This window comes from Phaeovulum molybdatiresistens, from assembly GCF_023544865.1.
Classification (GTDB): Bacteria; Pseudomonadota; Alphaproteobacteria; order Rhodobacterales; family Rhodobacteraceae; genus Pontitalea.
This window is the reverse complement of the sequence record NZ_JAMJFX010000015.1, coordinates 36,464-60,039: the sequence shown is the minus strand read 5'-3', so window position 1 is coordinate 60,039 and position 23,576 is coordinate 36,464. Positions and strand designations below refer to the sequence as shown.

Sequence of the window (23,576 nt, the reverse complement as noted above, 5' to 3'; positions counted from 1 at the left end):
TTTTCACATGGGTTTTCCGGCGCGCAACCCGCCGATCAGCCGGTCAAGGACCGCGTTCAGGTAAAGGCCGTTGGCCAGATGCACACGCAGGCCCGCCGCCGCGGGGTGATGCGCCCAAAGCGGAAACAGCGCCTGCGCCACGGCGATCATCCCGAAGGACAGGATCGCCAGCACGATCAGTGCCCATTCCAGCGCCCCGGGGACCGGCGCCTTGGGCAGATGTGCGCCCCACAGCGCCTGGGCCAGCAGCTGAAATCCGAAATAGGCCAGCGTCGCCCCGGCCGAGGCCAGCACCGTGCGCCGCGTCAGCACCCGGGGCGCCGCATCGGCCAGCCCCTGCGCCACCAGATAGGCCACCCCGAAAATCAGGATCGCCCCCAGTGCCAGCGCCTGGGCGGATTTCGGCCCCGCGATCAGCCCAAAGGCCAGCGCCGCCGCCGCATAAAGCGCAAGCGCCAGGGCAAAGGCCTGCGCCACCGCCCCCACGCCAGGCACCGCGACCGGCCCGGGCGCACGGATGGCCGCCACCGCCCTTACCGCCCCGCCCGCGGCCAGGAAGGCATGCGCCTTGTACAGCGAGTGCGCGATGATGTGGAACAGCGCCAGCGCCCAAAGCCCCAGCCCGCATTGCAGCAGCATGAACCCCATCTGGGATACCGTGGACCAGGCCAGCGCGGTCTTGACCGCGCTTTGCGTCAGCATCACCACCGCGCCGAACAGCGCGGTCAGCCCGCCCATCATGACCAGCGCCGCCATTGCACCGGGGCTGGCCTGGATCAGATCAGCGGTCCGGATCAGCGCCACCCCGCCCGCATTGATGATGCCCGCATGCAGCAGCGCGGAAACGGGGGTCGGGGCCTCCATCACCTCGGTCAGCCAGCCGTGCAGCGGAAAGGCCGCCGTTTTCAGCGCCGCCGCCAGCACCAGCAGCCCGGCTGCGGCCTGTGCCGCGGGCGGAAGACCCGCCTGTGCTGCCTGCGCCAGCGCCGCCAGATCGGTGGTGCCATAGGCGATCCACAGCAGGGCCGCCGCAAGCCAGATCGCAGCGTCCCCCGCAGTCCAGACCAGGGTGAACTTGGCCGCCGCGCGCCGCGCCTCGGCCCGGGCGGGGTAGAACAGCAACAGCCGCCGCAGTGCCGTGCCCACCGCGACAAAACCCGCCGCCAGCAGGACAAGGCTGCCCGCCTGTGCCAGCAGCAGCACCGCCGCCAGTGTCGCCAGCAGCAGGCCGTGGAACGCGCCTTCACGCGGTTCGCCATCCAGATAGCTGCGGGCATAGCGCACTACGACCCAGCCGACGAAGGCCACCAGCAGCGTCACCGTGGCGCCGATGGCATCCAGCCGCAGCACGATCAGCCCCGCCCCCGCGCCAAGGCCGAGTGTGGCCGGGCCATGGGTGACCAGTTGCACCACCCCCGCCCCGGCCAACGCCAGCGCGGTCAGGGCGGCGGCCTCGGCCAGGCGGGGCAGGGCGCCGGGGCGGGGCCCGGGGCGGCGCAGGGCCAGGGCGGCGGCCGCCAGCAACAGGATCGGGGCAAGCAGGGGGATCGGGGCAGGCAGGGACATCGAAAGCTCCGGCAGGATGGCTGCCGCCGGGGATAGCGCTTGCCGAACTTTCATAAAATTACATATTATATGTGTAAACGTTCTATTTGGTCGAACGATGTCCCAGATCAACCTGCACCATCTTCGCCTGTTCCGCGCCGTGGCGACCGATGGCACCCTGACCGGTGCGGCGCGGCGGCTGAACCTGTCGCAATCGGCCCTGTCCAGCCAGATCCGCATGCTTGAGGCGACGCTTGGCCATGACCTGTTCGAACGGCGCGGCCGCGGGCTGGTGTTGACCGAGGCGGGGCGGATCGCGCTGGACCATGCCGAGGCGATCTTTCGCACCGCCGAGGATCTGTCGGCCACCTTGCGCGAAACCGGCCGGGCGCGGCGGGCGCTGCGTGTGGGTGCGCTGGGCACCTTGTCGCGCAACTTTCAGATGCAGTTCCTGCGCCCCCTGATCGGGCGACCCGATGTCGAGGTGGTGCTGCGGACCGGATCACAAGCCGAATTGCTGCGCGGGCTTGAGGCGCTGGCGCTGGATGTGGTGCTGACCAATCTTGCGCCCGCGCGCGATGCGGCCAGCTTCTGGCTGGTGCATCGGCTGGCCGAACAACCCGTCGGCCTGATCGGCACGCCCGCGCGTGTGGGCCCCACCCCGCGCCCGCTGGCCGTGCTGCTGGCGCAAGAACCGCTGGTCCTGCCCGCGCCCGACACGGCGCTGCGGGCGGCGTTCGACGCGCTGACCATGCGGCTGGGCATCACGCCCGTCATCGCGGCCGAGGCCGATGACATGGCGATGCTGCGCCTGCTGGCGCGCGATAATGCGGGGCTGGCGGTCATTCCGCCGATCGTTGTCAAGGACGAGCTGGCATCGGGCCTGCTGGTCGAGGCGGCGCAGCTGACCGACATTCGCGAGACATTCCTGGCCATCACCCGCGAACGGCGCTTTCCAAACCCCTTGCTGGCCGGGCTTTTGGGCGCCTCCACGACCCCGCCGTGACCAAGCCGCACGGCCCTGCGCGCAGCGGGCACCGATTTCGGGCCTTGCGCGCGGCGGGCAGACGATTCATCGTCCGGCGACGATTTGCGCTGAAGGCTGCCCGATGACCCCGCCCCTTTTTCCGGCCTTCGGCGACCTGGCCCGCCCCCCGCGGGGGGCGCGCCGATGATCGGGGTGGTGGCGGGCGGGGTGCGGCCGATGGTGGTGGTGTCGGCCCTGGGGCTGGTGCAGATTTTCGGCTATGGCAGCACCTATTACCTGCTGGCGGTGCTGGCCGGGCCGATCGCGCAGGATACCGGCTGGCCGATCGGCTGGATCATGGGCAGCCTGTCGATTGCGTTTCTGGTCGGGGCGATGGTCTCGCCCGCGGTGGGCGCGGCGGTGGCCCGGGCTGGCGGGCGGCGGGTGCTTGCGGCGGGCTGTGCGCTGATCGCGGCGGGGCTGCTGATACTGGCGCTGGCGCCTTCGATCTGGGTGTTCACCTTTGGCTGGATCGTGATCGGCGCCGGGATGGCGGGGGCGCTTTACGACCCGGCCTTTGCGACGCTGGGGCGTCTTTACGGGCGCAAGTCGCGCAACGCGATTTCGGTGCTGACGCTGTGGGGCGGTTTTGCCAGCACCGTTTGCTGGCCCTTGTCGGCCTGGTTCCTGGCCGAGTTCGGCTGGCGCGGCACCGCGGCGATCTATGCCCTGATCCACCTGTGCTTCAGCCTGCCGCTGGTCCTGATCTTCATCCCGCATGAGGCCCCCGTGGCCGCCCCCCCGCGCCGGCGCGGCACGCCGGCGCTGCAGATGGTGCCGGGCGAACGGCTGGCCTTCTGGTTGATCGCGGCCAGTCTGGTGACGGTGGGGCTGGTCAGCACGATCATCTCGGTGCATCTGCTGGGCTTTCTGACCGCGCAGGGGCAGGCGATGGCGGGCGCGGTGGCGCTGGGGGCGCTGATCGGTCCCGCGCAGGTGGGCGGGCGCCTGCTGGATCTGGTCTTTGCGGCGCGGCACCATCCGATCTGGACGATGGGGGCCGGGGTTCTGGCCATCGCGATGGGGCTGATCCTGCTGGCGCTGGGCCTGTCCTGGGCGGGGGTGGCGCTGGTGCTTTACGGGGCGGGAAACGGGATCTTCTCAGTCGCGCGCGGCGCGCAGGCGGTGGCGCCGCTTCTGGCATCGGCGCTGATCGGCTGGACCGGCCCGTCCGGCACGGTTCAGGTGCTTGTGGCGCTTGGTCTGCTGAACCTGCTGTGGATCGGGGCCCTGGTCCTGCTGATGCCCCGGCTGCCACCGCCCGATTGACCTCGGCGCAACGCCGCGGCGCGGTTCAGGACAGGGGCATCCGGCCGGCAAAGTCCAGAAACGCCTTCAGTGCCGCAGAGGGGTTCTTGCGCGACGGATAGATGATGCTGACCGGCAGGTCAGGTCGGCGGAACTCGGTCATGATCGGGACCAGTGTTCCGGCCTCCAGATCCTCGGCAATCAGGAATTCCGGCAGATAGGCGATGCCGTGACCCGCCAGCGCCGCAAGCCGGATGATTTCCCCGTTGTTTGACGAAAATCGGGGATGAACCTTCTGCCAGATCAGCTCATCATCCTTCTGAAAGGGCCAGGTTTCTGCACCTTGCATGTTGGTGTAGTGAATGACCTTGTGGCTGGCCAGATCGCCGGGGCGTTCGGGTGTGCCATGCTGGCGCAGATAGTCGGGGGTGGCCACGATCAGGGTTTTGACGCTGTCCAGCCGGCGCGCCACCATGCTGGTATCTTCCAGATCGCCGATGCGGATGACGGCATCGAAGCCTTCGGCGATCAGGTCGCTTTTGCGGTCGTCAAAGACGCTTTCCAGTTGGATGCCGGGATAGTCCTGCAGGAATTGCAGGATGTGGTCCTGCATCAAGCGCAGCGAATAGGACACGGGCGAGCCGATCCGCAGCTTGCCCGTCGCGGTGGCGCTTTCCAGCTTTACGCATTCATTGGCCTCATCCAGCAGGTCCAGAATGCGCCGGACCTTGGCGTAATATTCCACGCCGATCGCGGTGGGTTTGACCGACCGGGTGGACCGGGTCAGCAAGCGCGCGCCAAGGGTCTGTTCCAGATCGCTGATGTGCTTGGAACACATGCTTTTCGAAATGCCAAGTCGCAGGGCCGCGGCCGAAAAGCTGCCTTCCTCGACGATCAGGGCATAGGCCCTGAGGATGTTGGTTTCCATCTGTCCCCCGTATCATCGCCGCCGGGCTGCCCTACGCAGGAAGACGCCCTTGGATTGTTCAATCATATCGTATGAAGATTTCATGAAATAGGGAATAATAGAAACAATGGCGCGGGACTATCTGGGGGTTATCCGAAGCATACGACGCTTCAAACCAACCAGAAAAAGGACCAGAACCATGAAAAACATCGCTCTTTTCGCCGCCGCCACGATCTTTGCCGCCGGCACCGCCGCCGCCAACGGCGTCTCGGCTGGCCACGCCCAATTCGCCGCCCTGCTGGGCGTCGACCCGCAGGCCTATTCGCTGGCCGAGCTGACCGAACTGGAAGTCGCGCTCAGCGACAATGACACCGCCCGCGCCGCCTATATCCTGTCGCATGAAAACCGCGAACAGCGCGGTGGGGTGGGCAACGTTTCGGCCGGCAAGGCGCAACTGGCCGCCGGTCTGGGCGTGAACCCGGCCGACTATTCGCTGGCCGAGCTGTCGGCGCTGGCCGCCGCGCGGGAAGGTGACAAGAACTGATCCCGGCTTTCGTGCCGTGACCCAAGGGCCGCCCGTAACCCGGGCGGCCCTTTTGCCACGCGTCGCGGGTGTTCCCTTGCGCGCCCTGTGCCTGACCCGCAGATCCGACACGATGCGCGGCCACGGCACCGGGCGCGCCTTGCGGTCAGGCGAAATAACCCTCATCGATCGAGCGGATGGCATAGGTCGCCCGGACGCGGACACCCACGCCATGCTTCAGCATCAGATCGGCGAACTGGTCCCCGTTGATCAGAACGATGCGGTGCTGCACCCGGCTGACATAGTCCCGCGCCTCGCGCGAAAAATCCGAGGTGGTCACGAACACCCCCTTGGTCGCGCCTTCGCCGCTAAGCGAGCCCACGAACCGCTGGATGTCGGGGCGGCTGACCTTGTTATCGGGCGCATAACGCTTGGCTTGGATGTAAACAGCATCAAGGCCCAGGGCATCTTCGTAAATGATCCCGTCGATCCCGCCATCACCGGTGGTCTTGGTCATGTGGCCGTTGGGGCAATCTGCGCCACGCATGAACAGCGCGGCCACACCGGCGATGATGTCCGAGAATTCGGGAAGGATGGCTGGGGCGGTAGGATCTCCTGAAGCCAGAAGAAGGACATGGGGCTTCTGGAGGAGGGCAGGGAAGGTGGGGCAGGGGGTGGGGCGAAAGGGCGGGCTATTACTGCGGCGAGATGGGCAAAGGTGGTCTTTTCCGATGGAGCGACCAACACCAGGCAAACTTCTGTCTCATTCTCAGGCGCTTGGCGCTTAGGGCACGATCATCTTGCCGACGTACCACTTCGATGGGGGCTGCAAAGGTGCGATTAACGAAAGATTGTGCTGATGCTAGCGCGCCGTCGACGAATGCCGTATGCGTATTAGTATGCTGGAAAACTTACGCAAAGCCGTTGTTGCCACCTTCACCGTATTCTGTGCGGCGCCGGGAGTCAGTAGTGCTCAAGAAGTGGTGAAAGAACTCGAATGCATTAGCAAGGGAACGTTTAACGTACTCAGTGGCGAAATGTTGCATGGTCAGAGTGCCAGCTTGTGGCACTTGTTCTACGAAGACAGCAGTCTGGTGCGCATTCTGGCTCCGTTTGCGTGTCGATCCAGTGATAAACGTATGGAAATCCTTGAAGACACGTTGCTCATGCAATGCGGTCAAGAATTCGAGGGCGAGCAGCAAACCGTGCTTGGCCGCATCGACCGTCGTAGCGGGGAGTTCTTCAAATCGACCAAGCGCGGTTCGGAGGTCTTGGTCAGTTGGGGAAACTGCACCTCACCAGATGGTATCTTTTGAAGTGCCAGTTAGGAGACACGGGAGGTGACACTGCCAGTAGTGAAACGTTTGCCTGTTGGTCTGCTTGCGTAAGCACGACGAAGGTGCAGCAATCGCTTCAGGTACGAGCGCCAATCCTTTGAGACCGCTCGTTCCCGGTCACTACGGCACGTGTCGAACTCGCTGCGACATGTTCCAGCGTCCGGTGGAGGGAGGTGAAGCTCACCACGGCGCAAATGATCGTCAGCCCTGGGCCGAAAGCGTCTCTTCTCAAGCGCCGAGGCCAGCAAACCGAGCAACCTCCTGTATCTAAATAAAGAAGCAGAAACAGGAGCTTAAGCTATGAAGATGCTATCAGCCCTCGGCCTTGTGGCCGGGGGTTTTCTTTTGGTGCCCAAGGGGGCGGTGGTCCTGACCGTGATCTGGGCCTTGGCGAAGGTGAACCCGGTGCTGGGGGTTCTGCTGTTCTCGGGGTGGCTGCTGCTGGAGCGGTTGCTATGAAGCCCGGGGATGTGGTGGTGATCGGGGCGTTCGATGACGTGCCGGAACACCGGTTTCTGGTGGACGAGGTCTTCGAGGACTTCGTCACCGGGGTGGCACTGACTGGGCCGCTTCAGGGCGAGTATGGGGAGCCGGAACTTTCCATGATCGTCAGGGTGTTAGACCCCGAAGAGGTCAGGCTGGGAACTCAGCAATCCCAGTAAGCCGAAGAAGAAAATCAGAAAATCACAACTGCAATGAACCTTGGGGCAAAGGCCCCAGAAGGAGGACGTATGTCTGTTCGTATCCAGTATGCGTACCTGAAGCAGCAGACGTGGCTGTTCAGGCGGAACTACCCGAAGGAACTTCAGCCGGTGCTGGGGCAGGCCCTGAAGCAGTCGCTGAAGACCGGGGATGCCCGGGTCGCCAAAGCAAGGGCCGCTGAGGTGAATGCCAAGTATGAGGAGATCGTCAGCAAGGCCCGGGCGGGGGTGGTGATGGAAAAGCCCGAACCGATCCGGGTGGTTGCCCCGGTGTTCTCGTCTGTGGTCCTGGTCGGCAGGCAGACGGTCGGGGAGTTGGCACGACAATACCTCAACCGTCGATCGGGAGAGCTTCAGTATGGGGGCTTCAAGTCTGTGCGCTTCTCGGTCGGGCTGTTCGTTTCGGCCTTCGGGCAAAGAGCAGTCGGGACCATCAGCCGGGAGGATGCGCTGACGTTCACCCGCAAGGTGGCGCAGCTTGGTCGTCATGTTGGCAAGTCCTACAGGACCAAGGGGGCGAGCCTCGACCGTCTGGTGGCGGCAAGCGGGTCGGACACGATCAGCCCTCAGACGCAGAGGAGGACGGTGGGGCAGGTGTCGCACTTCATGGACTGGGTGGTCTATGAGGGGCAGCTTGCAGCCAATCCGTTCAAGACAGTGAGGGTGGAGGCGAAGGGGAAACCCAACCGCTATGAGGCCTTGAGTGACGAGGAGGTCCAACGACTGCTGGCCCTGGACGATCCGAAGATCGGTGCGGTGCTGACCTTCTGTTTGCTGTCCGGCATGCGCGCGGGGGAAGCGGCGGGGTTGGTCCGGGACGATCTGGTCTGGAAGGGCAATCTTGGCTGGTTCGTCTGGATCAGGCCCAATGCGGTGCGAACGCTCAAGACCGATGCAGCGGAACGGTTCATCCCGCTGCATTCCGGTTTGGTCCCCCTTCTGGAGAAGTTGCCAAGCGAAGGGCGGCTGTTTCCGGGGTTGTCGGTCAACATGGTCACCAAGCAGTTCGGGGTGATGCGTGGAAAGGCAGGAATCAGCCGGGCGGGGGTGGTGTTCCATTCCTCGCGCAAGTGGTTCGTGACCCAGTGTGAGCGGGCCGGTGTTCCGGAACACTTCACGGCTTCGATCGTCGGTCACCAGTCGGCGCGGTCGGAGAACCGGATGACCTACGGGATCTATTCGGCAGGCATCAGTGACGAGCAGAAGCGGGAGATCGTCGAGAAGGTGGGGCTGCCATGGGCCCCGTGACACCCGTTCCAGACATTGATGCGTTCGAAGAGAGGGCCGCTATCATCGAGTATGATGGCGGCTTTCCTCGTTCTGAGGCTGAGGATCGTGCTGCACAGGACCAAGGTTTCCGGGATGCTTCCCACTACTGGCAGGTGCTTGCTGACTATGTCGTGCACAGGCGGCTAAGATCATGAAAACCTCCCCGGTGGCTTCGGCTGCCGGGGACCAAACTGAAGGGGCGGAGAAGCGGATGCGGTGGGTGTTCAGGCTGACCAAGACAACAGTGCTTGCGGTGCTGCTGGTGGGAACCGTGGCGCTGAATGTTGCGACGGTGGCTGTGGGGTCGGTGGCTGCACTGGTCTCGGGTGTGGTCGAGGCGGTGACCGGGGTGACTTCGGTCAACACGAGAATGGAAACGAAGGTCAGGGCGCAGGAGGCGGAACTGAAAGGCGCAAGGGCCGAGGTGGACGCCAAGACGCGGCAGGTGCAGCGGTTGGAAGGGGAGGTCGGCAAGCTGCGGGCCGAAAGGCAGGTCAGTTACCGAGGGCAGAGGAAGCTGGTTTCCGAGGCGGTGGAGGACACCTCGCAACGGGTGGCCCGTCGGACTGCAACGGGTGCCAGCAGGAACGTTGCTGCGACCTTTGGCGAGGCGGTCCCTGTCGTTGGTATCGGTGTGGTGGTCGCGGCAACTGTGTGGGAGTTGCACGACGCCTGTGAGACCATGAAAGATCTGCAGGCGCTGGATCTGGCCTTCAACCCGGACAAGGCGAACCCGCCCGAGGTAGCTGAGGTCTGTGGGCTGACAGTGCCGTCCAAAGAAGAGATCTGGGAGAAGGTGAAAGCCAGCCCCGGGGAAGCATGGCGGATGGCGAAGGAGGCGATGCCTGACCTGCCCGAGATGCCCAAGCCTGACTGGACCTTCTGGAACTGATTCACCCGGTGGCTTCGGCTGCCGGGGGTCCCGCTTCGCTTTTTTTGTCGTTTCGGGAAAGGGATGTACTAAGAGGAACAGGAAGGCGATCGAGTTTCTGGTATGGGTGAAGAGGGCCCAACGGCCCCCTCCGGGTGTTAAGTGTTCAGGAAAGTGTAGCAGAAGCAGGAGCTTAGCCACAGGCTACAGCAGGTCGAAGTTTACGCCATTTGCCAGATAGGCCCAGTCGTCGTGCTTGTTGTCCTCTCTGCTGCCGATCTCCAGATGATCGGGGTTGATGCAGGTCCGGTTATGACATCGGTGGCGAATGACGTAGTGGAAGCTGGGGGTGGCGTCGTTCAGGGCACAATAGATGAAACGATAAGCCGCGAACTGTTGCCCATTGAACCGGACCTTTCTGATCGCGTTGGTGCCTGTGACAATGCAGCCGGTCTCGGTGCGGGTTCCTGCTGCAATGAGGGAGAGGGCCCGTTGCCGGGCCTCCTTCTTGTGGTTGGCATGGATCTCTCGCCAGCGTTCCTGCGAGTCATCGAGATAGACGAACTCGTTCATCAGGCGCTTGCGTCCCAGAGCACATCGCAAATCGCCCTCTTGTCGCCGTTTGGTCCGATGATGTTGCCACGGTCGATGGCATGGCTGGGAGCAGTCCAGACGGCGCGGGCATAGTCCACACCGCCCCACTTCACGGCGCTGCGGGCCCAACCCAGTTCCGACATCATGTGGCGGATCGCGCTCGGCTTCAGGTTCATCTCCCGTGTCACATAGGCCCGGAGGTCTTGCTCAGTTATAGCGATAGCACCTTCCCGGCCCAGGAACTCGGACAGCTGTTGGGTGGTGGCAGAGGTCTGGTTGGCAAGAATGCGCTTCATGACTTCGGTGCCATGAACGGCTGTGTTCAGGGACATGGGGTCAAAGTCGTCAGCAAGTTGCCGCGCCATCAGCCACTGGTAGAGTTCAGCAACTCGTTCGTCGCTTTGCAGTACGTTGTCGATCGCCTTGATCAGTTTGATGAAAGTCTCGGCCCGAGGACCGGAAGCATGACCGTCATGATCCACGTCAACGACATAGAAGCGGCGTTCTCCGGGTTCGATCCAGAGGGGCAGGTGATTGGAGTTCAGCAGAAACAGCGAGAACAGTTCCACCTTGGCAACGTCTCGCCCCTTGTTTTCGGCGGTGGTGTAGGGTTCGGTGATCAGGGTCTTCAGCTTGTTGCCGACGTCTGAGTCAGGGCGCAGGTTGACCTCTTCGCAGATCACCAGCTTCTTGCTCAGGACAGGACCGTTGAACTTACCGGCGACCTTCTCGATGCTATTTTCGATCGACGTGTTTTCCTTTCCGAACAGTCGTGCAGCGATCTTGCAGAAGGTGGATTTGCCTGTCCCCTTTGTCTTCGAGTACAGCATGACAGCCCAGTTTGGTTTCTTGTCCTCGTTCTGAAGGCTCCAGGCCAGCCAGTCGAGAACACGATCCCGCTCCGCCTGCCGTGGGAACAGCCGGTCGAAGAAGAGGCGAAAGCAGCCTAGGCCGTCTTTTGCTGCGGTTACGTGGCGGTAGGTAGGTTATGTCCAAGAGTCCAGGACGAACTGCCCGCTCTCCAGCTGGATGCGACGTTCAGGATTGCCGGGGGACGGTTCAGTCGTTCCGGTCCAGACGGGAATCGAGCGGTTGGGATCCGCGTTCATCTCCGTGATCGCCGTGTTGAACGCCTGCCTGTAGATTGCCGTCGGGTTGGGATGTGCGCGGGTAAGGTGCTGTGTGGCGCTGATAAAGGACCGTTGCAGGTCTTCGCGGGCAAACGGTGTGCCGGGGCGGTCGATGTGATAGAAACGACCTTCGCGGCGGACATAGCTGGTGGCTAGAAGGTGGATGAGCTGGTCCTTCAACGACTGGTCAGAGGTCGGGGCGGGTAGTTTGCTCGCAGCAAGCGCCGGAAGTCCGATTTTTTGGGCTGATTCCTGTGGGGTGTTGGGTAGGTCGTAAGGCATGTGTTCTCCAAATCGGGTGGGGCTGAAAATGGTGCCCCGGGGTTAATGAAGCCGGACCGGTTGACGATGCGGCAGGTATAAAGAAAGTTTGGTTAAATAAACTGGTAACGCCATCACTCGTGGGGGAGCCAACCTAGATATCCGTCCATGGGAAATCAAGGGGGTGGCTTTGATCTGCCAGGGCTGTGAGGTCGCGGCTCCCGTTGGGGCATCGCTTGGGGCAATCTGCGCCACGCATGAACAGCGCGGCCACACCGGCGATGAGGTCCAAGAATTCGGGATGGATGGCTGGGGCGGTAGGATTCGAACCTACGGTGCGCGGTACCAAAAACCGGTGCCTTACCACTTGGCTACGCCCCAACGTGGGGCGGTGTTTAGCCAAGCCATCGGGTGGCCGCAAGAGGAAAAAAGCGGAAATCGCGATTGCGTTGTGCGGGCAGGGGGCGCTAAGGGGCGGCATGGAACGCTTCGATGTCGTCATTCTGGGGGCCGGTGCGGCCGGGCTGTTCGCGGGCGCCGAGGCGGCGCGGCGCGGGCGGCGTGTGCTGGTGCTGGATCATGCCCGGGCGCCGGGGGAAAAAATCCGCATTTCGGGCGGGGGGCGGTGCAATTTCACCAACCGTGACCTGACGCCTGCCAATGCGCGCGAGCGCTTCCTGTCGGAAAATCCGCGGTTCGCGCTGTCGGCGCTGTCACGGTTCACGCCGACCGATTTCATCGCCCGCGTCGATCGGGCTGGCATCGCCTGGCACGAAAAGACCCTGGGGCAGCTGTTCTGTGACGGCAAGGCCACACAGATCGTGTCCATGCTGACCGATGATCTGCGCACGGGGGGCGGGGATCTGCGCCTTGGGGTCGCGATCGAGTCGGTCGCGCGCGCGGGCCCGGGTTTTGTCACCCAGACAAGCGCCGGGTCGGTCGCGTCGGAATCGGTCATCGTCGCAACGGGGGGCAAGTCGATCCCGAAGATGGGGGCGACCGGAATTGGTTATCGCATCGCCGAAAGCTTCGGGTTGCCGGTGACGGAAACGCGCGCCGCGTTGGTGCCGCTGACCCTGGCCGAGCAGGTGCTGGGTCAGACCGTGGCACTGGCCGGGGTGGGGCTGCCCGCGCGGGTGCGCCACGGCCGGACGAGTTTTGACGAGGCGGTGCTGTTCACCCATCGCGGGCTTTCGGGGCCGGCGATCTTGCAGATATCGTCTTACTGGCGTGAGGGGGATGCGATCACGATCGACCTGATGCCGGGGCGCGATATCGCGGCGGACCTGGCGGCGATGCGCGCCGAGGCGGGGCGGATTGCCATCCACAACGCGCTGGCGCGGCTGATGCCAGACCGGCTGGCCCAGTTTCTGGTGGCCGAGGCGGGGCTGTCGGGGCGGCTGGCCGATCTGGGCAACAAGGCGCTGGCGGGGCTGGGGCAGGCGGTGCATGGCTGGCAGGTCCGGCCTGTCGGCTCGGAGGGCTATCGCACCGCCGAGGTGACGCTGGGCGGGGTCGCGACCGGGGCGCTGGATGCCAAGACCATGGCCGCGCGCACGCAGCCGGGCCTGTTCTTCATTGGCGAGGTCGTGGATGTGACCGGTTGGCTTGGCGGATACAATTTCCAATGGGCCTGGTCATCGGGCTGGGCGGCAGGGCAGGTCGCCTGAAGGTTCAGGGTCTGAGCGGGCAGGGGGCCTTCGGCCCCCTCCTGGCCTGCGGCCAGTTCACCCCCGAGAGTATTTCGACCAAGAAGAAGCAGCGCGCCGGGTTACAGGCGGATCGGATCGGCCTTGGCCAGCCGGTCAAATGCCATCAGGGTTTCCACCAGCCGGGGCATCTGATCGAGCGGGATCATGTTCGGCCCGTCCGAAGGCGCGGTATCAGGGGCCTCATGCGTTTCGATGAAGACGCCGGCGATGCCCAGGCTGACGGCGGCGCGCGCCATCACCGGGGCAAATTCCCGCTGACCGCCCGAAGCCCCGCCCAGGCCGCCGGGCTGCTGCACCGAATGGGTGGCGTCCATGATCACCGGATAGCCGGTTTTCGCCATCGTCGGCAGCGACCGCATGTCGGCCACCAGCGTGTTGTAGCCAAAGGACGTGCCCCGTTCGGTCAGCATGATCCGCTGATTGCCGGTTGAGGCGACCTTGTCCACGACATTGGGCATATCCCAGGGCGCCAGGAACTGGCCCTTCTTGATGTTGACCACCGCGCCGGTTTCGCCAGCGGCAATCAGCAGATCGGTCTGACGGCACAGGAAGGCGGGGATCTGGATCACATCGACGACGGCCCCCGCGATGCGGGCCTGTTCGACATCGTGGATATCGGTCAGCACCGGGCAGCCCAGCGTCTGGCGCACGCGGTCGAGGATCTTCAGCCCCGCCTCGATTCCAAGCCCGCGGCGCCCGGACAGCGAGGTCCGGTTGGCCTTGTCATAGCTGGCCTTGAAGATGAACTGCGCGCCCGCATCCGCACAGGCCTTTGCCATGCGGGTGGCGATCATCAGCGCGTGATCTTCGCTTTCCAGCTGGCAGGGGCCGGCGATCACGGTCAGTGGCCGGTCATTGCTGACGGTCAGCCCGCCGATCTGGACATCTTTCATGGCACCTCTCCGGTTGCTTCAGTGCGAGACCTGTTCGCGCAGGATCGAGACGGTCAAGGACAACATCAGGTAGATACCGGAAAAGATCAGGAAGGCCAGCAGCGTGTTTTCAAAAGCGCGTGGGTAGGTGGGTTCATCCGGCGCGACCGGGCGCACGCCCATTTCCAGGTAGCGGACCTGTTTGTTGGCCTCGACCCGGGCGGTTTCCAGTTGCTGGGCGGCGGCGGACAGCATCTGCTGGCGCGTCAGCAGATCGGCCTCGGCGATGCGCAGCTGCCCCGAGACGGAGGCCAGCGAGGCGCCTGATCCATTGGCCTGGGTCAGGCTGGCGCGCAATTCGGCGATCATCGCCTCCAGGCGGGCGATGTCGCCCTGCACCCCTGCCACGCGGGCGCTGTTGGGGCGCGGGTTGTCTGTCAATTGCTGCAATTCCAGCCGCTTCTGGCGCAGCTGGGTTTCAAACGTGCCGATCTGCGTCATCACCACCGAGGTTTCGGTCGCCGGGTCCAGAACGCCCAGCTGTTCCTGCAGCGTCAACACCCGGGCCTGGGCATCCAGAACCTTCTGTTCGGCATCGGCATAGCTGTCGCGCGCGCCTTTCATCTGGTCACCGCGCAGCCGCGCGGTCAGGCTGTCGACCTGTTCCTCGGCATAGTCGATCAGCGCCTCGGAAAAGCGGCGCGACAGGTCGGGGTCGGCGGCGATCACCTCCATCCGGACGATGCCTTCGGTCGGGTCATAGCCGATCAGCACCATGTCGCGATAGAGCTTGTAGGCGCGTTCGTTGGTGGCATCGGACGGCAGGCGCAGCAATGGGTCGATGCCGTCCTGAGAGAAATGCGCCTTGAACCCCAGATCGCCATCCAGCCGCATCATCGCATCGCGCGACTGCAGGAAGCTTTGCACCGTGATGCTGTCCTGGCTGGTGGCCAGCTGCGTGCCCGAAAACAGCCCGCCCAGGCCGCCCCCCGCGCCATCGGCCTTCTGGATCACGAATTCCGTCTTGGTGGCGTAAAGCGGTGTCGCCCAGATGAAATAGTAAAGCCCGGCCAGCAGGGTGGGCAGGAACACGAAGAAGGTCAGCCGCGCCATCAGCATCGCCAGCCGGCGGCGGCGCCGGCGCGCGATGTCGCGCTGGATGCGGATGATTTCGCGCGCGCGCGTGCCTTCGTCCAGCACCTCGCGGCTGGGCATGTTTGCCCCCGGCCGCACCGTCTGGGGCAGCTTGTCCTGGGCCTTTGCCCCCTGGCCCGCCAGACGCGCCAGCGATTTGGCCACCGGTTCGCCGGCCCTGGCGTTGGGCGACCTTTCCGCGCCCTGCGCTTCGATCTCGGCGGCGGCCTCGGCCTCATCGGGGTCGCCGTCTCCGATGATGCGCAACAGCTGCGCCCGGTCGAACGGGTCGATCCCCTTGCGCCGCAACAGCCGCACCGCATCCAGATCGGATGTCGCGGCCAGCCCATGTTTCTGCGCCACCCGCCGCGCCAGCCGCAGCTGCCGCCCCGTCAGCCCCTCGGCCCGGATCTGCGCCAGTTCCGCATCTGACGCCAGGTCCTGCGCCGGGGTCACCGTTCCGGTTGCGGCTGTGGCAAAGCGGCCCTCGCCAAAGCCGTCGTCCTGGGTGTTGAAAAGCGATTCGTCCCCTGAACCGGCATCGCCTGCGGGCGGGCGGGCGGCGGCGGGCGCATCGCTGCCGCGCCGGATACGATACTTCTTCACCTTAGGCGTACTCATACATCCGCTTCGCTTCTTCCAGGGTATCGAACATGTACAACTGCCCGTCGCGCAACACCGCGGCCGAGCGACAGAATTTTTCAAGCGTCTGCGGCTGGTGCGACACGACGACAACGGTCGCATCCTTCAGCCGGTCCCGCAGGATCGAGCCGGCCTTGCGGTTGAATTCCACATCCGTGGACGCGGGCATCCCCTCATCGATCAGGTAGATGTCGAATTCCAGCGCCAGCAGCAGCGAAAAGGTGAACCGCGATCGCATGCCATCGCTGAAGGTGCCGACGGGCATGTCGAAATATTCCTCCAGCCCGCAGACCCAGCGGCAGAAGGCCTCGACATAGTCGGGATCAAGCCCGTATAGCCGCGCGATGAACCGCGCGTTTTCGCGCGCGGTGTGCTTGCCCATCACCCCGCCCATGAACCCCAGCGGAAAGGACACCCGGCAGGTCTTGCGGATCTGCCCCTCATCGGGTTTTTCCAGCCCGGCCATCATGTTGATGATCGTGGTCTTGCCGGTGCCATTGGGCGCCAGAATCCCCAGGCTGTTGCCCAGTTCCACCCGGAACGAGGCACGGTCCAGAATGACCTTGCGGCGCTGACCCGTCCAGAAGGACTTGCTGACATTGTCGAATTCGAGCATTCGCCCGGGGCTCCGTCCTCGTGCTGTGCCTGCTGCCGGTTCACCGCATTGTGCGGGCAAGGCGTTAAGAAAGCCCCCTGCCGGATCAATCGGGCAGCATTATGTCCTAAGGGGAATGATGTATACGAACGGACAGGTTTTGTCTCAAAATTCGAAACGAAAACCATGACAGATGTGCCCCCCATCGCCGACCGGATCGCCGCCTGCCGGTTATGCGCGGCACGCTTTGCCGCAACGGCCACCGCGCATGAACCGCGCCCGGTGGTCTGGTTCTGCCGGGGGGCGCGGGTGCTGATTGCGGGGCAGGCGCCGGGCGCGCGGGTGCATGCCTCGGGGCGGCCCTTCACCGACCCCTCGGGCGACCGGCTGCGCCACTGGATGGGGCTGGACGCAGCCACCTTCTATGACCGTGACCGGGTGGCGATTGCACCGATGGCCTTCTGCTTTCCGGGCTATAATGCGAAGGGCGCCGATCTTCCCCCGCCCGCGATCTGCGCACGCACCTGGCGCGATCAGGTCATGGCGGCGATCGGTGCGCCGGATCTGATCGTGCTGGTGGGCGGGGCCGCGCAACGCTGGCACCTGGGCGCGGGCCGGGTGACCGACACGGTGGCGGCGTGGCAAGATCACGCCCCGCGCGTCTTTCCCTTGCCCCATCCGTCCTGGCGCAATACGGGATGGCTGAAACGCAACCCGTGGTTCGAGGCGGATCTGGTCCCCGCCCTTCGCACCCGCGTGCAGGAGGTTCTGCAATGACACCCTTTGACCGCGCCCATGCCGCGATGGAGGCCGCCCCCCAGGATGACCGGGCGCGACTGGCCGTCTATGACCGGCTGGCCGATGCCGAGCTGTTCGTGCTGCTGGAACATGAACCCGAGGATGACACCATCACCCCGCAGGTCTTTGAAACCGAAGACGGGGATTTCGTTCTGGCCTTCGATCTGGAAGAACGCCTGACCGCCTTCACCGGCGCGCCCGCCCCCTATGCGGCGCTGCCGGGCCGGGTCATCGCGCAATATCTGGCGGGCGAAGGGGTTGGTCTGGGCATCAACCTGGGCGTCGCAACCTCGGCTATGCTGTTGCCGCCCGAGGCGCTGGATTGGCTGACCGATACGCTGACCCATGCGCCACAGGCCGCCGCGGGGCGCCCCGCAGCCTTCCATGCGCCCGCCCTGCCGCCCGGGGTGCTGGGTGCGCTACTGCCGGCCTTCGAGGCCAAGTTCGAACAACTCGCAGGTCTTGCCAGCCATGCCCTTCTAGTTGGCGTCACCTATGACGATGGCCGGCGCGGCCATGTGCTGGCCTTCCTTGGTGCGCCCGCCGCCGCGCAGCCCGGGATCGCCAAGGCCATGGCCGAGGCGCTGGCTTTTTCCGGGCTGGAGGCGGGCGAGCTGGATGTCACCTTCCTGGCGCCTGGCGATCCCGCGGCCGAGGCGCTGCTGGCGCAGGCCCTTGTGCTGCACCTGCCCGAGCCGGAACCCGAAGAGGTGCAGGAACTGAAACCCACCGCCCCCGGCATGGATCCCGCAAAGCCGCCGATCCTGCGCTGACGCCTGCCCCTTCGGCTTTGCCTAAATATCCCGGGGGTCTGGGGGCAGCGCCCCCAGCCGGGCCGCAAACGGCAAGGCCGGGGGTTTTGCACCCCCGAACCCCCGCAGGATATTTTTACAAAGCCGAAGAGGGGATCAGTAGCCCCGGGTCCGGTCGACGCGGAACAGGAATGGCTCTGCCGCCTCGCCGCGGCGGATGTTTTCGGCAATGACCCGCGCGGCCGAGGCCGGGCGCGTCTCGGCCGCGATATGTGGGGTGACCGTGACGCGGGGATGGGTCCAATAGGGGTGATCGGCGGGCAGCGGTTCGGTTCTGAAGACATCAAGCGTCGCCTGCGCGATCTGGCCGGTATCCAGGGCTGCCAGCAGCGCCGCGTCGTCGATCAGCGTGCCCCGGCCGGGGTTCAGGATCACCGCCCCCTTTGGCATCGCCCCCAGCGCGGTGGCGTTGATCAGGTTTTTGGTGTCGGGCGTGTCGGGCAATACGGTGACCAGGATTTCCGCCCGTGACAGGGCCGTGTGCAGCCCTGTGGGACCGCAAAGGCAGTCAATGCCGGGCAGGGTCTTTGGCGTGCGGCTCCAGCCTGTCACGCGAAAGTTCAGGCTGCCCAGCATCTGCGCGCAGGCCCCGCCCAGTTCACCCAGGCCCAGAACCACCACATTGCGATCGCGCGCAAGCGGCGGGGTTTCGGCATTGCGCCAGACCCCGTCCTGGCAGGCCAGCCAGTGATCCAGGCCCAGATGGGCGCGCAGGACATGGCCGGTGACCCATTCCACCATCCCCTCGCGCAGGCCCGTATCGACCATGCGGCACAGCGGCTGGGTCAGGGTCGGGTTGCCGACGATGCGTTCCACCCCGGCCCAGAGGCTCAGCACCGCCTTGGCCCGCGTGAAGGGGGTAAAGTCGGTCACGGGGCCGCCGGGGGCATAGATCAGGTAATCCACCTGCGCGGGATCGGCCTCGGGTCCGACGATCCGCGCGTGCAGACCGGCCTCGGCGAAGGCCTTGGCAAGGGCGGGTTCATAGGTGGGCCACAGCCGGTCGGGGGCGGCGAAGCGAACATTGGGCATGTCGATCCTTTCAGCGGGGGCGGTGGACATGGGCACTTTGCACGACGCCGAAGGCCATCAGCAGGATCATCATCGCGGTTCCGCCATAGGACACAAGAGGCAGCGGCGCGCCCACGACCGGGATCAGCCCCATCACCATCGCCATGTTGACGGTGACAAAGACGAACAGCGTGCCGCCGATACCCAGGGTGACGATTGCCGAATAGCGGTCACGGTTGGACAGCGCCGACAGGATGCAGAACGCCAGGATCAGCGCGTAAAGCATCAGCAGCGAAAAGGCCCCGACAAAGCCGAATTCCTCGGCCAGGGTGGTGAAGATGAAATCGGTGTGCTTTTCGGGCAGAAAGTTCAGCCGGCTTTGGGTACCCTGCATGAAGCCCCGGCCCGCCCAGCCGCCCGATCCCAGCGCGATCTGCGCCTGCATGATGTTGTAGCCCGCGCCCAGCGGGTCGGATCCGGGGTCAAGGAAGGTGTCGATGCGGCGGAACTGATAGTCGTGCAACAGCTGCCAGGGCGTGCCGCGGCTTTGCAGCACCGAAAAGATCAGCCCCGCGCCCGCCGCAAGCACGGTGGCGAAATACCACAGGCTGACGCCGGCCACGAACATCACGATCCCCCCGCCCAGGATCAGCATGATCGAGGTGCCAAGGTCGGGCTGTTTCAACACCAGCGCCGTGGGCAGCAGGATCAGCGCCACCGGAATGGCTACCCACAGCGGCCTGGATGTGCGCGACACGTCGAGCCAGTCGTAATAGGCCGCCAGCATCATCACCAGCGCGACCTTCATCAGTTCCGAGGGTTGCAGGCGGAAGGGGCCGATTTCCAGCCAGCGCTGGGCGCCCATGCCGATGTCGCCGAACAGTTCCACCGCGACCAAAAGCAGCAGCGCCACGACATAGACCAGTGCCGAGACATTGCGCCAGAACCAGATCGGCACGAAGGCCACCACCAGCATCGCCACCATGCCCAGCCCGAAGCGCTTCATCTGCGGTTCCGCCCAGGTCTGCAGATTGCCGCCCGCGACGGAATACAGCATCAGAAAGCCGGTGCAGGCCACCGCCGTCAGCAGGATGATCACCGGCCAGTTCAGATACAGAACCTTGCGCAGCCCGGTGGGTACGGTTTTCAGGTTGGCCTCAAGATAGCTCATGCGCGCGACCTTCCGCCGGACAGGGTGTCGGGGTCGATCAGCTGCAGGCTGTCCTGCAGGGTCTTGATGCGCCCGCGCTGGCTTTCGGGATAGGCGGCCAGCGGTGGCACCCCGCCATGCAGCGCGAACAGCAGGATGTCGCGGGCAACGGGGGCGGCCGCGCTGGACCCGCCGCCGCCATGTTCGACCACAAGGCTGATCGCATAGCGCGGGTTGTCATAGGGCGCATAGCCCACGAACAGGCCGTGGTCGCGCCGGTTCCAGGGCAGCTGGTCGTTGCTGATCACGCCGCGCGCGCGTTCGGCGGCGGTGATGTTGCGCACCTGGCTGGTGCCGGTCTTGCCCGCCATCGTCCATTCCGCCGCCACGATGCGCGACCCGTTCGCGGTGCCGCGGCGCGAATTGACCACCGCCGACATGCCGCGGCGCATCAGGTCCAGGAACCCAGGCTGCAGGTCCAGATCGGGGGCGTCGGGGAGCGCCACCTCGACCCCGTCTATCGACCGCACCAGCCGCGGCACCACGGCCTTGCCGGTGGCGATGCGCGCCGTCATCACCGCCAGGTGCAGCGGCGAGGTCAGCACATAGCCCTGCCCGATCGAGGCGTTGATCGTGTCGCCCACGCGCCAGGCCTGGCCATAGCGGTCCTGTTTCCAGGCACGGGTGGGCGCCAGCCCTTCGGCCACGGCAGACATCGGCAGGTCATGGCGCACCGCCACGCCCAGCCGCCGCGCCATTTCGGAAATCTTGTCGATGCCGACGCGTTGGGCAATGTCATAGTAATAGACGTCGCAGGATTGTTCGAGGCTCTGGATCAGGTCCATCCGACCGTGGCCCGCGCGTTTCCAGCAGTGGAAACGCCGGCCGCTGACCTCCAGGTGGCCGGGGCAATAGACGGTTTCGCCGGGTTTGATCACGCCCGCCTCCAGCGCGGCCAGCGCTGTCACCATCTTGTAGGTCGATCCGGGCGGGTACAGGCCCTGAACCGTCTTGTCGGCCAGCGGGCGGTGATCGTTTTCCATCAGGGCGCGATAATCGGGCCCCGATATGCCGCGCACGAACAGGTTGGGGTCGAAAGCGGGCGAGGAACTGATCGCCAGCAGATCGCCGGTCTGCACATCCATCACCACCGCGGCGGCGCTTTCCTCGCCCATCCGGGCGGCGGCATAATTCTGCAGCCGGTAATCCAGCGTCAGTTGCAGGTTCACGCCCGGCTCGCCCATTTGGCGGCCCAGTTCGCGCATCTCGCGCCCGGCGGAATTGACCTCAACCCGGCGCTGGCCGGCGCGACCGCGCAGCTGATCTTCGAACTTGGCCTCGATGCCCAGCTTGCCCAGCTGAAATTTCGGAATGTGCAGCAGCGGGTCGGGGTTTTCGATCTGGCCCAGGTCGTAATCGGACACCGGGCCGACATAACCCACGACATGGGCAAAGTCGGGCCCCTGCGGATAGGCGCGCGACAGGCCCACATCGGGGGTGATGCCGGGCAGGGCAGGGGCGTTGACGGCGATGCGGGAAAACTCCTCCCAGCTCAGCCGGTCGGCGATGGTCACGGGGGCGGTGGGCGCGCGGCGGCGGATTTCCTCCAGCAATTCGGCAGTCTGGTCATCCGACAGCGGGATCAGGCGGCGCAGATCGGCGATCACTGTGTCCACATCGCCGGCATCCTCGCGCGTGATGGTCACGCGATAGTTCTGTTCGTTGCCCGCGATCAACACGCCGTTGCGGTCATGGATCAGCCCGCGCGCCGGCGGGATCAGCCGGATCTTGACGGAATTGCCATCGGCCAGCAGACGGAATTCCTCGGCCTGTTCCAGCTGCATCTTGCGCATCCGCAGGCCAAGCACGGCGACCATCGCCGCCTGCGCCGCGCCCAGCATCAACCCGCGCCGGGTGATCTGGCGGCTGCTTTCCTGCGCCTTGCGGGCCGAACGTCTCATAGCCTGTGCCCCAAGGCATCGACCTCGCCGGGGGCGGCGCGACGCAGGCCAAAGGCCAGCCGCGAGGCCGCCACCACGACCGGATAGGCCGCCAGCGTGGCCAGAAGCCGCAGCAGATCCTGCCCCAGCCCCGGCTGCGGCACCATCACCAGCGCCAGAACCGCACGGTTGCCCAGGAACATCGCCGCCAGCACCCCGCCGATCACCAGCCATTCCAGCATGAAGGGCAGATCGCGCAGGGCCTGTTCGCGCCGGCGCAGGAATTCGGTTCCCAGCAGCACCATCAGCGACCAAAGCCCCGGCGGGCGCATGAACATCAGATCCTCCAGCAAAATGACCGCCACGATCAAAGCCGCCGGAACATAATCGGGCCTGCGCAGCACCCAGGCAAGCGTCAGCGCCAGAAAGATGTCGGGGCCGGGCAAACCGCCGGTGCCCGGCGACAGGGGCAGCAGGCGCAGGAACAGGATCACCGCGGCGATCGCCAGAAACAGGGCGCGATGCACAAGGCGGCGGGTGGTCAGCGGATCAACCATCGCCGCGACCATCCCCGGCGGCGTCATCCTGCGCGGCCCCGGCATCGGCCCCGGCGGCGGGCGCAGGCGGGATCAGCGGGCCCGCATCGCGCAGCTGTTCGGCCGGGTGGCTGCGCAGCACGCGCAGGAAATCCAGCCGCTCATAATCGGCGGCAAGGCGCACCCGTAGCCGCCGGTCGGGGCCCTGCAGCACCTGCCCCACCAAAAGCCCCGCCGGAAACACCCCGCCATCGCCCGATGAAATCACCCGGTCGCCCGGGCGCACCTGTTCGGGGCTTTCGATGAAATCCACCAGCGGCAGGCCCGAATTGTCCCCGGCCAGGATCGCCTTTTGCCCCGAGGGCTGAATCGTCACCGGAATCCGGCTGGACGGATCGGTCAGCAGGATCACCCGGCTGGTCGCGCGTCCCACCCCCGAAATGCGCCCCACCAGGCCCAGCCCGTCCATCGTCGCCCAGCCGTCCACAATGCCGTCGCGCAACCCCACGTTCAGCAGCACCGATTGCCGGAACGGGCTGCCCGAATCGGCCAGCACCACGCCCGACACGCTGGTCAGCTTGGGGTCCAGCCGCACCTGGTTCTGCGCCAGCAGCTTGGCATTTTGCTGTTCCAGCTGCACGGCGGCCTCTTTCCAGGCCTTCATCTGCTGCAATTCACGCCGCAGTTCCTGGTTCTGCTGGTAGATCCGGGCATAGGACTGAAACCCCTCGACCATGCCCAGCACATGGGTCACCGGCACCATCGCCCAGTCGAAGGTCGGCACAAAGCGGTCGATGAAGGCCGCGCGGAACCGTTCCACGCGCGGGCTGTCGATGCGCCAGATCAGGAAGGTCGCGGACAGGATCAGAACCAGCACCGCAATAAGAATGCGGCGCAGCGGTCCTGCATAATCCTGATCGTCGCGGTGTCTGGCCAAGGCGTCCTCGTGTCAGGGCCGGCG

Annotated in this window: 25 protein-coding genes and 1 tRNA gene; 11 read left to right on the top strand and 15 right to left on the bottom strand. The window is 65.2% G+C overall.

The genetic code is table 11. From position 1 onward, the window contains the following. Positions 1-3: 3 nt before the first annotated feature. Entirely contained in the window at positions 4-1,566 is a 1,563-nt protein-coding gene (locus MXB90_RS11480; protein ID WP_250044822.1) for a proton-conducting transporter transmembrane domain-containing protein, read from the bottom strand. Between the two features lie 97 nt (positions 1,567-1,663). Between MXB90_RS11480 and MXB90_RS11475 the strand changes: the two genes are divergently transcribed. Both MXB90_RS11475 and MXB90_RS11470 read left to right on the top strand, forming a co-directional pair. Beyond that, positions 1,664-2,551, top strand: coding sequence for a LysR family transcriptional regulator (locus tag MXB90_RS11475; RefSeq protein ID WP_250044819.1), 888 nt, complete (start codon positions 1,664-1,666; stop codon positions 2,549-2,551). Between the two features lie 165 nt (positions 2,552-2,716). Beyond that, the gene (locus MXB90_RS11470) at positions 2,717-3,841 is read left to right on the top strand and encodes an MFS transporter (RefSeq protein WP_250044817.1); all 1,125 of its coding nucleotides are present in this window, start codon (positions 2,717-2,719) and stop codon (positions 3,839-3,841) included. A gap of 25 nt (positions 3,842-3,866) precedes the next feature. Here the strand turns inward: MXB90_RS11470 and MXB90_RS11465 are convergent, their stop codons facing one another. After that, positions 3,867-4,748: a LysR family transcriptional regulator gene (locus tag MXB90_RS11465; RefSeq protein WP_250044815.1), complete on the bottom strand. Its 882-nt coding sequence runs from the start codon at positions 4,746-4,748 to the stop codon at positions 3,867-3,869. A gap of 178 nt (positions 4,749-4,926) precedes the next feature. Here MXB90_RS11465 and MXB90_RS11460 point away from each other — a divergent pair, with 178 nt between their 5' ends. Continuing rightward, positions 4,927-5,271, top strand: a complete 345-nt coding sequence (locus MXB90_RS11460) for a hypothetical protein (RefSeq protein WP_250044813.1) — start codon at positions 4,927-4,929, stop codon at positions 5,269-5,271. A gap of 145 nt (positions 5,272-5,416) precedes the next feature. Here the strand turns inward: MXB90_RS11460 and MXB90_RS11455 are convergent, their stop codons facing one another. Next, positions 5,417-5,767: a restriction endonuclease gene (locus tag MXB90_RS11455; RefSeq protein ID WP_250044811.1), complete on the bottom strand. Its 351-nt coding sequence runs from the start codon at positions 5,765-5,767 to the stop codon at positions 5,417-5,419. 370 nt (positions 5,768-6,137) lie between these two features. Between MXB90_RS11455 and MXB90_RS11450 the strand changes: the two genes are divergently transcribed. The 5 genes from MXB90_RS11450 to MXB90_RS11430 all read left to right on the top strand — a co-directional run bounded on the left by MXB90_RS11450 (position 6,138) and on the right by MXB90_RS11430 (position 9,449). Then, positions 6,138-6,566, top strand: coding sequence for a hypothetical protein (locus tag MXB90_RS11450; protein ID WP_250044808.1), 429 nt, complete (start codon positions 6,138-6,140; stop codon positions 6,564-6,566). A 321-nt stretch (positions 6,567-6,887) separates the two neighbouring features. Further along, complete coding sequence (locus MXB90_RS11445) at positions 6,888-7,046, top strand: hypothetical protein (RefSeq protein ID WP_250044806.1); 159 nt, start codon at positions 6,888-6,890, stop codon at positions 7,044-7,046. Then, positions 7,043-7,249, top strand: coding sequence for a hypothetical protein (locus MXB90_RS11440; protein ID WP_250044803.1), 207 nt, complete (start codon positions 7,043-7,045; stop codon positions 7,247-7,249). The genes MXB90_RS11445 and MXB90_RS11440 overlap by 4 nt, the downstream gene beginning before the upstream one ends. Before the next feature lie 69 nt (positions 7,250-7,318). Beyond that, a complete protein-coding gene (locus MXB90_RS11435; protein WP_250044801.1) occupies positions 7,319-8,536 on the top strand; it encodes a DUF6538 domain-containing protein in 1,218 nt (405 codons plus the stop codon). A gap of 172 nt (positions 8,537-8,708) precedes the next feature. Beyond that, on the top strand, positions 8,709-9,449 hold the full coding sequence (locus MXB90_RS11430) for a hypothetical protein (RefSeq protein ID WP_250044795.1): 741 nt from the start codon (positions 8,709-8,711) through the stop codon (positions 9,447-9,449). 183 nt (positions 9,450-9,632) lie between these two features. On the opposite strand, the gene MXB90_RS11425 is transcribed toward MXB90_RS11430, so the two are convergent. The 4 genes from MXB90_RS11425 to MXB90_RS11410 form a co-directional block, all read right to left on the bottom strand. Further along, on the bottom strand, positions 9,633-10,001 hold the full coding sequence (locus tag MXB90_RS11425) for an HNH endonuclease (RefSeq protein WP_250044793.1): 369 nt from the start codon (positions 9,999-10,001) through the stop codon (positions 9,633-9,635). Beyond that, positions 10,001-10,852, bottom strand: a complete 852-nt coding sequence (locus MXB90_RS11420; RefSeq protein WP_250044784.1) for a primase-helicase family protein — start codon at positions 10,850-10,852, stop codon at positions 10,001-10,003. Before MXB90_RS11420 ends, MXB90_RS11425 begins: the two co-directional genes overlap by 1 nt. A gap of 156 nt (positions 10,853-11,008) precedes the next feature. Then, the gene (locus MXB90_RS11415; RefSeq protein WP_250044783.1) at positions 11,009-11,434 is read right to left on the bottom strand and encodes a hypothetical protein; all 426 of its coding nucleotides are present in this window, start codon (positions 11,432-11,434) and stop codon (positions 11,009-11,011) included. Positions 11,435-11,719: 285 nt separating this feature from the next. Next, a tRNA-Gln gene (locus MXB90_RS11410) sits at positions 11,720-11,794 on the bottom strand. 98 nt (positions 11,795-11,892) lie between these two features. On the opposite strand from MXB90_RS11410, the gene MXB90_RS11405 reads away from it, so the two are divergent. After that, positions 11,893-13,083 carry a BaiN/RdsA family NAD(P)/FAD-dependent oxidoreductase gene (locus tag MXB90_RS11405; RefSeq protein WP_250044782.1) on the top strand — a complete coding sequence of 397 codons (1,191 nt, stop codon included), beginning with the start codon at positions 11,893-11,895 and terminating at the stop codon, positions 13,081-13,083. A 101-nt stretch (positions 13,084-13,184) separates the two neighbouring features. Here MXB90_RS11405 and kdsA read toward each other — a convergent pair whose 3' ends face one another. From kdsA to MXB90_RS11390, 3 genes are read right to left on the bottom strand one after another with little or no spacing between them, the layout of a single operon-like run. Then, positions 13,185-14,018, bottom strand: a complete 834-nt coding sequence (gene kdsA / locus MXB90_RS11400) for a 3-deoxy-8-phosphooctulonate synthase (protein ID WP_250044781.1) — start codon at positions 14,016-14,018, stop codon at positions 13,185-13,187. An 18-nt stretch (positions 14,019-14,036) separates the two neighbouring features. Continuing rightward, on the bottom strand, positions 14,037-15,752 hold the full coding sequence (locus MXB90_RS11395) for a capsule biosynthesis protein (protein WP_250044780.1): 1,716 nt from the start codon (positions 15,750-15,752) through the stop codon (positions 14,037-14,039). Then, a complete protein-coding gene (locus tag MXB90_RS11390; RefSeq protein WP_250044778.1) occupies positions 15,739-16,389 on the bottom strand; it encodes an ABC transporter ATP-binding protein in 651 nt (216 codons plus the stop codon). The genes MXB90_RS11395 and MXB90_RS11390 overlap by 14 nt, the downstream gene beginning before the upstream one ends. 165 nt (positions 16,390-16,554) lie before the next feature. Here MXB90_RS11390 and MXB90_RS11385 point away from each other — a divergent pair, with 165 nt between their 5' ends. Both MXB90_RS11385 and MXB90_RS11380 read left to right on the top strand, forming a co-directional pair. Further along, entirely contained in the window at positions 16,555-17,145 is a 591-nt protein-coding gene (locus tag MXB90_RS11385) for a uracil-DNA glycosylase family protein (RefSeq protein ID WP_250044776.1), read from the top strand. Then, the gene (locus MXB90_RS11380; RefSeq protein WP_250044774.1) at positions 17,142-17,939 is read left to right on the top strand and encodes an SseB family protein; all 798 of its coding nucleotides are present in this window, start codon (positions 17,142-17,144) and stop codon (positions 17,937-17,939) included. The genes MXB90_RS11385 and MXB90_RS11380 overlap by 4 nt, the downstream gene beginning before the upstream one ends. 135 nt (positions 17,940-18,074) lie before the next feature. Here the strand turns inward: MXB90_RS11380 and MXB90_RS11375 are convergent, their stop codons facing one another. From MXB90_RS11375 to mreC, 5 genes are read right to left on the bottom strand one after another with little or no spacing between them, the layout of a single operon-like run. Beyond that, positions 18,075-19,010: a 2-hydroxyacid dehydrogenase gene (locus MXB90_RS11375; protein ID WP_250044772.1), complete on the bottom strand. Its 936-nt coding sequence runs from the start codon at positions 19,008-19,010 to the stop codon at positions 18,075-18,077. 10 nt (positions 19,011-19,020) lie between these two features. After that, positions 19,021-20,160 (bottom strand): rod shape-determining protein RodA, encoded by a 1,140-nt coding sequence (gene rodA, locus MXB90_RS11370; RefSeq protein ID WP_250044770.1) that lies wholly within the window; start codon positions 20,158-20,160, stop codon positions 19,021-19,023. Further along, the gene (gene mrdA / locus MXB90_RS11365) at positions 20,157-22,100 is read right to left on the bottom strand and encodes a penicillin-binding protein 2 (RefSeq protein ID WP_250044768.1); all 1,944 of its coding nucleotides are present in this window, start codon (positions 22,098-22,100) and stop codon (positions 20,157-20,159) included. Before mrdA ends, rodA begins: the two co-directional genes overlap by 4 nt. Further along, complete coding sequence (locus tag MXB90_RS11360) at positions 22,097-22,663, bottom strand: rod shape-determining protein MreD (RefSeq protein ID WP_250044766.1); 567 nt, start codon at positions 22,661-22,663, stop codon at positions 22,097-22,099. Before MXB90_RS11360 ends, mrdA begins: the two co-directional genes overlap by 4 nt. Continuing rightward, complete coding sequence (gene mreC, locus MXB90_RS11355) at positions 22,629-23,552, bottom strand: rod shape-determining protein MreC (protein WP_250044764.1); 924 nt, start codon at positions 23,550-23,552, stop codon at positions 22,629-22,631. Before mreC ends, MXB90_RS11360 begins: the two co-directional genes overlap by 35 nt. Between the last annotated feature and the right edge of the window lie 24 nt (positions 23,553-23,576).